At 39.6% G+C, this 10,734-nt stretch carries 9 protein-coding genes and 1 riboswitch; of the genes, 7 read left to right on the forward strand and 2 right to left on the reverse strand.

Going from position 1 to position 10,734, the window contains the following annotated elements; genetic code table 11:
- Nucleotides 1-42 precede the first annotated feature (42 nt).
- Nucleotides 43-1,815 carry an adenine deaminase gene (gene ade, locus ACGTNH_RS06015; protein WP_394586144.1) on the reverse strand — a complete coding sequence of 591 codons (1,773 nt, stop codon included), beginning with the start codon at nucleotides 1,813-1,815 and terminating at the stop codon, nucleotides 43-45.
- 87 nt (nucleotides 1,816-1,902) lie between these two features.
- A riboswitch (purine riboswitch) is annotated at nucleotides 1,903-2,005 on the reverse strand.
- Nucleotides 2,006-2,140: 135 nt separating this feature from the next.
- On the opposite strand from ade, the gene ACGTNH_RS06020 reads away from it, so the two are divergent.
- The 7 genes from ACGTNH_RS06020 to ACGTNH_RS06050 all read left to right on the forward strand — a co-directional run bounded on the left by ACGTNH_RS06020 (nucleotide 2,141) and on the right by ACGTNH_RS06050 (nucleotide 9,465).
- The gene (locus tag ACGTNH_RS06020; protein WP_394585736.1) at nucleotides 2,141-3,106 is read left to right on the forward strand and encodes an ABC transporter substrate-binding protein; all 966 of its coding nucleotides are present in this window, start codon (nucleotides 2,141-2,143) and stop codon (nucleotides 3,104-3,106) included.
- A gap of 322 nt (nucleotides 3,107-3,428) precedes the next feature.
- A complete protein-coding gene (locus ACGTNH_RS06025; RefSeq protein WP_394585738.1) occupies nucleotides 3,429-4,025 on the forward strand; it encodes a class I SAM-dependent methyltransferase in 597 nt (198 codons plus the stop codon).
- A gap of 176 nt (nucleotides 4,026-4,201) precedes the next feature.
- Nucleotides 4,202-4,408, forward strand: a complete 207-nt coding sequence (locus tag ACGTNH_RS06030) for a hypothetical protein (protein WP_394585739.1) — start codon at nucleotides 4,202-4,204, stop codon at nucleotides 4,406-4,408.
- A 71-nt stretch (nucleotides 4,409-4,479) separates the two neighbouring features.
- Complete coding sequence (locus tag ACGTNH_RS06035) at nucleotides 4,480-5,469, forward strand: LacI family DNA-binding transcriptional regulator (RefSeq protein ID WP_394585740.1); 990 nt, start codon at nucleotides 4,480-4,482, stop codon at nucleotides 5,467-5,469.
- Nucleotides 5,470-5,675: 206 nt separating this feature from the next.
- Nucleotides 5,676-7,073, forward strand: a complete 1,398-nt coding sequence (locus ACGTNH_RS06040) for a sucrose-specific PTS transporter subunit IIBC (RefSeq protein ID WP_394585741.1) — start codon at nucleotides 5,676-5,678, stop codon at nucleotides 7,071-7,073.
- 70 nt (nucleotides 7,074-7,143) lie between these two features.
- The gene (locus tag ACGTNH_RS06045) at nucleotides 7,144-8,577 is read left to right on the forward strand and encodes a sucrose-6-phosphate hydrolase (protein ID WP_394585742.1); all 1,434 of its coding nucleotides are present in this window, start codon (nucleotides 7,144-7,146) and stop codon (nucleotides 8,575-8,577) included.
- Nucleotides 8,578-8,598: 21 nt separating this feature from the next.
- Nucleotides 8,599-9,465, forward strand: coding sequence for an ROK family protein (locus ACGTNH_RS06050; RefSeq protein ID WP_394585743.1), 867 nt, complete (start codon nucleotides 8,599-8,601; stop codon nucleotides 9,463-9,465).
- A gap of 272 nt (nucleotides 9,466-9,737) precedes the next feature.
- Here ACGTNH_RS06050 and manA read toward each other — a convergent pair whose 3' ends face one another.
- Nucleotides 9,738-10,694 carry a mannose-6-phosphate isomerase, class I gene (manA, locus tag ACGTNH_RS06055; RefSeq protein WP_394585745.1) on the reverse strand — a complete coding sequence of 319 codons (957 nt, stop codon included), beginning with the start codon at nucleotides 10,692-10,694 and terminating at the stop codon, nucleotides 9,738-9,740.
- Between the last annotated feature and the right edge of the window lie 40 nt (nucleotides 10,695-10,734).

Consider the following 10,734-nt stretch of genomic DNA (forward strand, 5'->3'; position numbering starts at 1 on the left):
AGTAGAATATGCATGGGGAGCTTTATGGGTGTTTACCTAATTTTATTCGCTAATCTCTAATGGGATTAATTCAAATGTATCCACGTCTGCTATTCCTCGATTTGTTATTCGTATACTAGGTATCACGGGGAGTGCAATTAACGAAAATGTCATAAATGGCGCATTCAGCGGGCATCCAATTTCTTTCCATGCTTGATCAAGAGCCTTTACTTGCTTAACAACATTTTTAAAAGGTTGGTCAGACATAAGTCCAGCAATTGGGAGAGGAACTTCAGCTAATATTTTTCCTTTATTTACAACGATCATGCCTCCACCTAGTTCAGATAGTCTGTTAGCTGCGACTGTCATATCTTCTTTATTTACACCCATGACTAAAAGGTTATGACTATCGTGCGCAACAGTAGAAGCTACAGCTCCACTTTTAAATTGAAATCCTTTAACAAAAGCGTTCGAAATTTGATCAGACTGATGATGACGATCGATACAGGAAAGGTGGATGATGTCATTTTCTTGATCTGATTGAATAACCCCGTCGTTTACCGGAAGATTTGCTGTTGCTTTTACAGTTCGTGCATTATTTTCTAATGCTTCAATTACATTTACCCTAACAGAAGAAGCGGAAGTTGTAGCGGCATGAAAATCATTAGTTTGTAACGAGCGATTTAAATGAACTGAATTCTTTGCCTTGGCTGGATAAGTGTACGTAGGAAAAGTCACTTGATAAGTATCCTCGTCGTATATGACTTTACCCTCGATCATCACTGTAGTCGGTTTCATTTCTTCTAATTGATCTACGATTAAAATATCTGCCCATTTCCCTGGAGCGATGCTTCCGAGCGTATCTCCATAATTGAAGTAATGGGCAGGGTTAATGGTGGTTAATTGAATGGCTGTAGTAGGATCAATTCCTTCTTTTATAGCTTTTCGTACCACGTGATTGAGGTGGCCTTGCTGAATTAATGTTTGGGGATATACGTCGTCCGTAATAAGTGAAAGATTTTCAGTCGGCATCTGGTCCTCTGTAATGATGGGAGCTAATTGTTCTACATCCTGCCATGCTGAACCTTCCCTTATCATCACGTGTAAGCCTAATCTTAATTTTTCAAGTGCCTGCTCGCGGGTAACGGTTTCGTGACAAGAGGAAACACCTGAAGCCACATAAGCTTGAAGCATTTTAGGATCTTCAACCGGGATATGTCCAGTAACCGTTTTGCCCGCTTGAATGGTTGCGTCAATTTCTTTAGTCATTTTTTCATCGCCATGAATTACGCCAGGAAAATTCATCACTTCTCCTAAACCTGCTACCTTCTCCCAGTTCAAAGCTTCTTTAATATGATCAGGTAAAAGTTCTGCACCTGCATCTTCCAACGTTTCTGTTGCAGGCACACACGATGGAACAGTAGTGAACACGCGTAAAGGCAGCTGCTGGCCTTCTTCGTGCATCCAGCGAACTCCTTCGAGCCCAAAGACATTGGCAATTTCATGTGGATCCATGAAAACAGTTGTTGTTCCTTGTTTAATGGCTGCTTTAGCAAATTCAGTGACACTCAGCATCGTACTTTCTACATGCATATGTCCATCAATTAATCCTGGAGTAATAAACTTTCCTTCTGCATCGATAATTTCTGTTTCATCTCCAATAAGATGTTGACATTCTCCAATGTAAGCAATCGCCCCCAATGTAATGGCAATATCTTTTCCTCTGAGGTGTTCTTTAGAGTGAACATTAACGATAGTTCCATTAGTAATAATAACTTCTGCTTTCCTTTTTCCTAATGCTGTTGCAGCCAGTTGTTGGCGTTGATAGCTTGTCATTTTCATATGGGGGTCTCCTTTTTTAAAAGTAAACAAATACACCTGAACAAATGTCCAGGTGTTACATAAACTTCTCAGGGTATACGTCGCCCTTAGTGAAGGTCATGTAGTCCAGCAATTTACGGTTGCTTGGGTAGAAACACCTGGGCCTTATTCTCACGCCTATACATAAGCAAATTTTGTTGAGATTGTTATTCGATAGTATAGAAGAAAGAGCTTAAACCGTCAATTTTTATTGACAGAAGCAAAGTCCAAGGATAACATAGTATTGATAATGATAATCTTTATCAATTAACTGATTACATAGTGAAAGGAGTCATGTGGAATGAAGAAATTATGGTTATTTTTAATTATGACATTACCCATTTGGTTATTCGCTTGCAGTGAAGAAGAGGAAGCTTCAACTGATACTGAAAGGAGCGTTACAATTGAAGACGGATTGGGGGAACAAACTATAAATGGTACACCAGAAAAAGTAGTCGTGCTTGAATGGTCTTATGTCGAGCATTTATTACCGCTGGGAATAGAGCCTGCAGGAGTAGCCGATGTGGAGGGCTATAATCGCTGGGTTAATGTAGGGGACCCGCTGGCTGAATCAACAGAAGATGTTGGAACTCGTTCAGAACCCAGCTTTGAAGCTATTGCTAGTATGGAACCTGATTTAATTATTGGAGCAAAATATCGTCATGAAGAAATAATTGATGAACTAGAGAAAATCGCCCCCACAGTAATTTTTTCTCCTTATTCAGAGGAAGCGGCAGACGATCAATACCAACACTTATTAGATGAATTTGATACCATGGCTGCTATTTTTAATAAGCAGGAGGTAGCCGGCGATACGATTAAACAATTAAATGAGACGTATAAGGAACAAGTCTCACGCCTTGAAGAAGAAGAAATACATAATGTAGAAGCGGTAGTTACGCAAGCTTTTACAGCTCAGAATACTCCAACGATGAGGCATTTTACTACTAATTCTGTAGTAGCTGGTGTACTTCAAGAGATCGGTATTCGCAACCTTGTTCATACTGATGAGCCAGAAATCTATGGGTTTATAGAGACCACAGTTGAAACCTTGCAAAATTATCAGAAAGCCCATTTCTTTTACATAGTTCAGGAAGATGATAATGTTTTTGAGCAACTTGCTGATAATCCCGGGTGGACAAATCTTAATTTTGTTGAAAATAACCGAACCTATAAGCTTCCCGGAGATATGGGGACTTTTGCTGGTCCTTTATCCGCTGAGCGATTAGCTGTAGAAGTAACAGATGCACTCTTAGAAAATAATTAAATTCTTTTTATCCCTGTTATCTTTAAGGAAACCACCTGAAAAACTGAAAGTCCGTAAAAGGGAAAATTTAAAAAAGCGGTTGGTGTAGAAGTTAATTTCCACACTGACCGCTTTTTTTAACTTTCAAGAGAATTGCACTTTCTATTTCTTTATAAGTATAAATTCACACTAGCTAAGAAAATCGACATTACACCTTGTATGCACATTATAGAAAGGACTTAATCAGTGGACTCCTCATTAAGTATGTCGACCTTTTTAAGTTATGTTCTTAACTTAATAGGGAAGCTTGATTTTATAAGGTTTTCACAAGGAGATGAGAACGATGGGAAGTATTTTTCCTATTATTTATGATTATTTTATGAAGCCTGTTGAAAAAAGCAAGATGGGTGAAATAAGAAAAGACTTATTAAAGGAGGCAAGGGGGAACGTTCTTGAGATTGGAGCAGGGACTGGTCTGAATTTTCCGCATTACCATGACCGTGTCTCTTCGGTGGATGCTGTAGAACCGAACACAGCTATGGTGAATTATGCTTTTGAAAATGGAAAGCAAGCTAAGCCAATCATCAGGTTTCACGATGCAGTGGCTGAACGCCTTCCATTTAAAGAGCATCGGTTTGAAACGGTTGTTGGTACATTAGTATTTTGTACCATTCCTGAACCTAAACGTGCTGTAAAAGAGATAGAAAGAGTGGCCAAACCTGGGGCTAAAGTAATTTTATTTGAACATGTGAAAATGGAACAAGAATGGATGGCTTTTACGCAAAAAGCAGTTACTCCATTATGGAAGCGGTTATGCGATGGATGTCATTTAGATCGAGAGACTTTGAAGCTGGTAAAAGAATCTAAAATAAAAATAGATTGCGTGGAAGATTACTTTGGCGGCTTATTCGTAACGATTATAGGTCATCTTCCTGAATAATAAAATAGATTAATAATAATTATTATAACTTGCTGAAGTTTAGGTAACTTTAAAAGTTTAGAGGGGAAATTAACATTTCTAACAGGTTCTGTGCTATGAAGTTCCCATTTTAATTAGTAGAAGCTTTTCTTTAAAAAACGTATAGTAAGGTCAAATTAAACTAGGGGGCTGGAACAATGAGTTATTTTGACCATATGGAAAGAAAAGAATTAGCGGAAGCAATTGAAATTAAGGATTCTTGTTGGAAGTGTAAAGAATTAGTAGATGAGAAAGAACTAGTTACTGTTACAGACGGTAAAACCGCCTGGGTCGAACTATGTAAAGATTGCTATGAATTCTATAAAGATATTAAGAAATTTTCTAAGTTTGGAAAGACTGTATAAATTTATTATTCATAGACAACTTGCTCCTAATCGCCTAAAATGATTGTAGATTACGTAATGGAGGCGCGGATATGACAACGATCAATGATATCGCAAAAATGGCAAATGTTTCTCGAACGACCGTTTCTCGCGTGTTAAACAATAACGGATACGTTAGTGAAGAAGTACGAAAACGGATTATGCAAATCGTGGAAGAAACAGGCTACATTCCAAGTCTTTCCGCTAAGTCCCTCCGTACGAAAAAGTCCGGAGTCATAGGGGTAATCATTCCTAGAATTGATACTGAAACCGCCAGTAGAGTGGTTAGTGGGATTAATGAAGTGGTTGCTAAAGAAAACTTTCAAATCCTCTTAACCGATACTGAACTTGATAAACAAAAGGAAATCGAATATATAAGGTTGCTTCAAAGTCGTCATGTAGACGGTATTATTTTATTAGCGACAAATATAAATGAGCACCTTATATCGACCATTCAAGACGTTGAACTGCCTTTTATCTCCCTGGGTCAAGACCTTCCAGGGGTGACGTCAATTTTATATGATGACTACCACGCTGCAGTAGATATGACCAACATGCTCGTAAGCAAAGGTCATGAGCGAATTGCTTTTATAGGGGTGAGCGAAGAAGATCCTTCAGTAGGAGTTTTGCGCAAAAAAGGTTATAAAGATTCCTTAGCCAAATACGGTTTTCCAGTGAAAGATTTATGGTTGGAGACGGGTGACTTCAGTATTGAATCTGGGTATGAAGCGATGAAAAAAATCATTAAAAACAGTAGTGAAGAACTACCGACAGCGGTATTTGTTGTCACAGACCGTATGGCTATTGGTGCAATGGAATATCTAAGAGAGCAAGGCTTTCGTATTCCGGAAGATATAGCTGTAGCTGGAGTCGGCGCGTCAACGATGTCGCAATACGTCACTCCTTCTTTAACCACGGTGGATTATTTTAATAAAGAAGCAGGGCAGAAAGCCGCTCGACTATTGCTTGAACAGTTGAAGCAAATAAAAGAAAAAGAAAGATTTGTTCAGACCTATAGACTTATTAAAAGAGATAGTGTATAGTACAAAGCAGTAAATGATATGTAATCGATTACACAAAACGTTCATCTCTTTTTTTTGAATCGACTTACAAACGCTTACATTTTTTATTGTAAGATGTGTAATCGATTCCCTACACAGGGTGAAGAAATAGAAATAGCACTTTTAAATTTCATTTTTACCAGTTATGTAATCGATCACACATATCAGTATTAAAAGGAGGAATTCTCATGGCTAGTAATAAAGAGATTGCTAAGCAGGTGATTGAGGCTGTTGGTGGAGAGGGAAATATACAATCCATCGCACACTGTGCGACAAGACTTCGAGTGATGGTACACGATAGAGAAAAAGTAGACGTAGAAACGCTGGAAGATATCGAAAAGGTTAAAGGAGCTTTTTATAATTCTGGACAATTCCAAATTATTTTTGGCACTGGAACAGTTAACCAAATATACCAATCTGTTACAGAACACGGAGTAGAAGGATCTTCTAAATCCGAAATGAAAGAGGAAGCAGCTAAACAGGGAACGGCTTTTCAAAGAGCAATTCGTACATTTGGTGATGTATTTGTTCCTATTATTCCTGTTCTGGTAGCTACTGGGCTATTTATGGGGCTGCGCGGCTTGCTGCTCCAGGAAGCTTTCTTAGATTTTTTTGGATTAACTCCAGAGACAGTCCCTGAAAATATTGTTCTATTTACTGAGGTACTCACAGACACGGCTTTTATTTTCTTACCAGCTCTTGTAGCCTGGTCGACGTTTAGAGTATTTGGTGGTACACCAGTCATTGGGTTAGTTCTAGGTTTAATGCTTGTCTCGCCTTCTCTCCCTAATGCGTGGGCTGTTGCTGAAGGAAGCGAAAGTCCAATCTATTTCCTGGACTTTATTCCTATTGTCGGTTATCAAGGCTCGGTATTACCAGCTTTCTTTGCCGGTTTAGTTGGCGCCAAACTTGAGAAATGGTGCAGGCAGCGGATTCCAGACGCGCTTGATTTAATTCTTACACCCTTTATTGTGTTACTAGTTATGATTGCCTTGTCCTTGTTTATTCTTGGACCTATTTTGCATATTGCAGAAGATGGAATCTTCCAAACTATGCTGTTCTTACTGGAACTTCCATTTGGTTTGAGTGGTTTGCTTATCGGGTTGTTCCACCAAGTAATAGTAATTACAGGTGTACACCATATCTTTAATTTCCTGGAAATTCAACTGTTTGAGAACCTCGGGTATAATCCATTTAATCCGGTCATTACAGGCGCAATCGCCGCTCAAGGTGGAGCAGCACTGGCTGTAGCTGTAAAGACAAGTTCAAACAAATTAAAGGCTATCGCATTTCCATCATCGATTTCTGCTTTCTTAGGTATTACTGAACCAGCGATTTTCGGTGTGAATTTACGTTATATGAAACCATTTATCATGGGGTTGATCGGCGGTGGTGTTTCAGGGTTCCTTGCTTCCATTTTTAACTTACAAGCAACGGGACTGGCGATTACCGTAATCCCTGGATCTCTCCTCTATCTCAATGAACAAATCTTTGGTTACCTTCTCGTAAATATTGTAGCGATTGCTATTGCCTTCGTGTTAACGTATATGTTTGGATTTAACGATAAAATGCTTGAAAAGAAGTAATATCATGATAAAAAAGAGACCTGGAGATACTTGCTGGGTCTCCTTTTGTTCAAGTAAGGAGATAAGAGTTATGAGCTATGAAGAAAACTTACGTCAGCAAATATCTGATGCTGTGGATCATCAATTCCCGGTAGTGAAGCAGGATCCTTATTATCCCGGCTATCATTTGGCTCCTCCAGCAGGCTTATTGAATGATCCTAATGGCTGGATTCAATGGAACGGAAATTATCATCTCTTTTTTCAGTGGATGCCGTTTCATACTGGTCATGGAGCGAAATTCTGGGGTCATTTCCGGTCAGAGAACCTAATAGACTGGAAACTGGAGCCCGTTGCACTTGCGCCAAGTGATTGGTTTGATAAAAATGGATGTTATTCAGGCAGTGCCATAGCTGATGAAGATAAATTGAAGGTTTTTTATACAGGAAACGTTAAGAATGAACGAGGAGAACGTCAGACGTATCAATGCCTCGCAGAATCAGCAGACGGCATTCAGTTTGAGAAAAAAGGTGTAAAGGTCCCTCTCCCTGAAGGTTATACCCCACATTTTCGAGATCCGAAAGTATGGAAATATAAAGACCACTGGTACATGGTGATCGGTGCTCAATCGACTGATAAAAAAGGCTGTGTAGCTTTTCTTGAATCTTCGGACTTGGAGAATTGGACACACAGGGGAGTACTTTCTGATGCTGAAGCAACTCCGTTCAACAACTTAGGTTATATGTGGGAGTGCCCCGATCTATTTTCATTAGGGGGTAGTGAAATCTTGCTGTTCTCGCCCCAAGGATTAGCTGCAAATGGGATCGATTTCAATAACCAATATCAGTCTGGGTATGTAGTTGGTTCTCTTGATTATTCCTCTGCTTCATTCTCGCATAGCGATTTTGAAGAGGTGGATCGTGGATTTGAGTTTTATGCCCCACAAACCACTTTAGATGATCAAGGAAGAAGACTGTTAGTTGGTTGGATGGGAGTCCCGGACCAAAATGAATCCGAGCAGCCTACAGTATCGAATGGTTGGGTACACCAAATGACTCTGCCAAGACAATTGGAGTTGAAGGGTGAAAAGTTATATCAACTGCCATTAGAAGAGATGAAAAAATTACGAATACAGGAGCGATATAGCCAAACAGTAGACAGTGATCTTTCAACTTCTTTGGGGAGAACGGCTGAAATTGAAATAAGTGGTGAAATAGAAGAGCTGCATCTTTTTGATTATGCGAAAATTATGTATGATCGTGACGCGAATATCCTCCACCTTGAGCGATTAAGCTACGTAGACGGAACAATTGAAACTCGCAGCTGCCGTCTACCTAATGGTTTCAATCATTTGCGTCTGTTTGTTGACCATTCATCACTAGAAATATTCGTGAATAAGGGAGAAGAAGTTTTCACTTCGAGAATCTTTGCTGAAGTTGAGAACGATTCCTTAAAGGTATCTACAAAAAATACGATCCAACTTCAAGTTTGGGATTTGAAAAATGATACAATACACATTAGAGACTAAAATGGGATGGTGAATGAGAGGATGAAGATTGGAGCAATTGAAGCGGGAGGTACAAAGTTTGTCTGTGCTGTCGGTGACGAAGAAGGTAATATTTTTGAAAAAGTAGTTATTCCTACAGAAGCCCCTGAGATAACAATGCCTAAAGTGTATAATTTTTTTAGTGACAAAGGGATCGAAAAAATGGGAGTAGGAAGCTTTGGACCAATTGATATTAATGAAAAAGGCGGGACGTATGGTCAGATTCAAAAAACGCCGAAAATTGATTGGATTGACTTTCCTTTAGCGGGCGATATCAAAGAAAAACTTGGGGTCCCTGTAGTGGTAGATACCGATGTGAACGTAGCAGCGCTTTCTGAGGCACGCTGGGGCAATGCAATTGATGTGGATACGTGCTTATATATAACAGTAGGGACAGGGATTGGTGCAGGTGCTATCGTAAATGGCGGCACGTTAACCGGTCTTTCTCATCCTGAAATGGGACATATTGCTGTTCGACGTCATGAACAAGACACGTTTGCCGGTACTTGTCCTTATCATAAAGATTGTTTAGAAGGTATGGCAGCAGGCCCGGCGATTGAAGCAAGATGGGGAAAAGCTGGAGTAGAACTTGCTGAGGACCCGGTCGTATGGGAAATGGAAGCTTACTATTTAGCTCAAGCGCTCGTTAACTATATTTACATTCTTTCACCTGAACGAATTATTATGGGCGGAGGTGTCATGCAGCAAGAACAGCTGTTTACTTTAATTCGAAAAAATGTTGTAGAGATGCTTAACGGCTATGTCAGTTCTCCTAGACTTACGGAAGAGAATATTAACGATTACATCGTTCCGCCAGGATTGACGAATGAAGCAGGTGTCAAAGGTGCGTTAGGGTTAGCCATGCGTTAAAGAGTCTGGAATATAAGTGAATAATACATAAATGATCCGAACGATTCTATTGAAATCAGTTCGGATTATTTATAGTACATCGAATGTGCGCCGTGCCATCCACGGAAATCAATTTAACACCCATTCTTATGTTCAATTATCTGCTCCTAAATTACCGTCCTTTTTGGCGCAATTGCTTTACTAATATCCTGGTCTATTTTTAATTCTCATACCTTACCCATATTAATGCATAGAAAAAGCACACCCGGCAGAATTGCCAGGCGTGCTAAATCTTATTTATTGGAGCGGGAAGTAATCATTTTCGCTCTTCCGCTTACCGTGTAATTGTTAATTGTAGCAGGAATGATGAAATGATCACCTTTCTTAAAGGAATAATCTTTTGAATCAATGGTTACAACACCTTCACCGGTGAGGACACTGATGAGTGTGTACTTATTTGGATAAAGCTCATTGCTTTTTCCATCTAAGTCCCAATGATGAACCGTGAAATATTTCTCTTCCACGAGCTTCTCAAATCGTAAACCTGCTTCTAAATACGAATCACGTACAACTTCAGGATCTTTATGGGGAACCTTTGTTACGTCAAGTGAACGATCTAAATGAAGTTCACGCTTTTGTCCATCGGCCCTAACGCGATCATAATCGTAGACACGATAGGTGATATCAGAGCTTTGCTGCGTTTCAAGAATTTGAATGCCTTCCCCAATGGCGTGAATGGTACCACTTGGAACGTAAAAGAAATCTCCTGGCTGAACAGGAATCCGGCGAAGTAATTGATTCCATTGACCATCTCTTACCATGGCAGTAAGTTCATCTTTACTTTTGGCATAATGTCCGAAAATGATTTCTGATTCTTCCTCACAGTCGATCACATACCAACACTCAGTTTTTCCGTAATTCTCACCTTCGATTTCCCGTGCGTACGTGTCATCAGGGTGTACTTGTACTGAAAGATCTTTTTTTGAATCTAAAATCTTCACCAGTAATGGAAATTCATCACCTTGTTCGTCAGCGAACAATTCACGGTGGCTGTCCCAAGCCTGATTTAATGTTTTCCCTGCAAGAGGGCCATTTATAATTCTGTTAGGTCCATTCGCATGGCCGGAAATTCCCCAGCATTCTCCCGTTTCATCAGAAGGAATATTATAATGAAAAAGATCTCTTAGTTTGGTTCCTCCCCAGATTCGTTCTTTGAATTCCGGAGAAAGAAAAATAGGTTCCTGATACATAGTTGCTTCACACCTTTACGTCTGAATGTTTACTCTATCG

The organism is Halobacillus sp. B23F22_1, from assembly GCF_043497005.1.
GTDB lineage: Bacteria > Bacillota > Bacilli > Bacillales > Halobacillaceae > Halobacillus_A.

What these genes read in the sequence shown, in the direction of transcription:
- ACGTNH_RS06050 (WP_394585743.1), top strand. Translation starts at nt 8,599, where the DNA reads ATGAAGATTGGAGCAATTGAAGCGGGAGGTACAAAGTTTGTCTGTGCT.
- ACGTNH_RS06045 (WP_394585742.1), top strand. Translation starts at nt 7,144, where the DNA reads ATGAGCTATGAAGAAAACTTACGTCAGCAAATATCTGATGCTGTGGAT.
- manA (WP_394585745.1), bottom strand. Translation starts at nt 10,694, where the DNA reads ATGTATCAGGAACCTATTTTTCTTTCTCCGGAATTCAAAGAACGAATC.
- ACGTNH_RS06035 (WP_394585740.1), top strand. Translation starts at nt 4,480, where the DNA reads ATGACAACGATCAATGATATCGCAAAAATGGCAAATGTTTCTCGAACG.
- ade (WP_394586144.1), bottom strand. Translation starts at nt 1,815, where the DNA reads ATGACAAGCTATCAACGCCAACAACTGGCTGCAACAGCATTAGGAAAA.
- ACGTNH_RS06025 (WP_394585738.1), top strand. Translation starts at nt 3,429, where the DNA reads ATGGGAAGTATTTTTCCTATTATTTATGATTATTTTATGAAGCCTGTT.
- ACGTNH_RS06030 (WP_394585739.1), top strand. Translation starts at nt 4,202, where the DNA reads ATGAGTTATTTTGACCATATGGAAAGAAAAGAATTAGCGGAAGCAATT.
- ACGTNH_RS06040 (WP_394585741.1), top strand. Translation starts at nt 5,676, where the DNA reads ATGGCTAGTAATAAAGAGATTGCTAAGCAGGTGATTGAGGCTGTTGGT.
- ACGTNH_RS06020 (WP_394585736.1), top strand. Translation starts at nt 2,141, where the DNA reads ATGAAGAAATTATGGTTATTTTTAATTATGACATTACCCATTTGGTTA.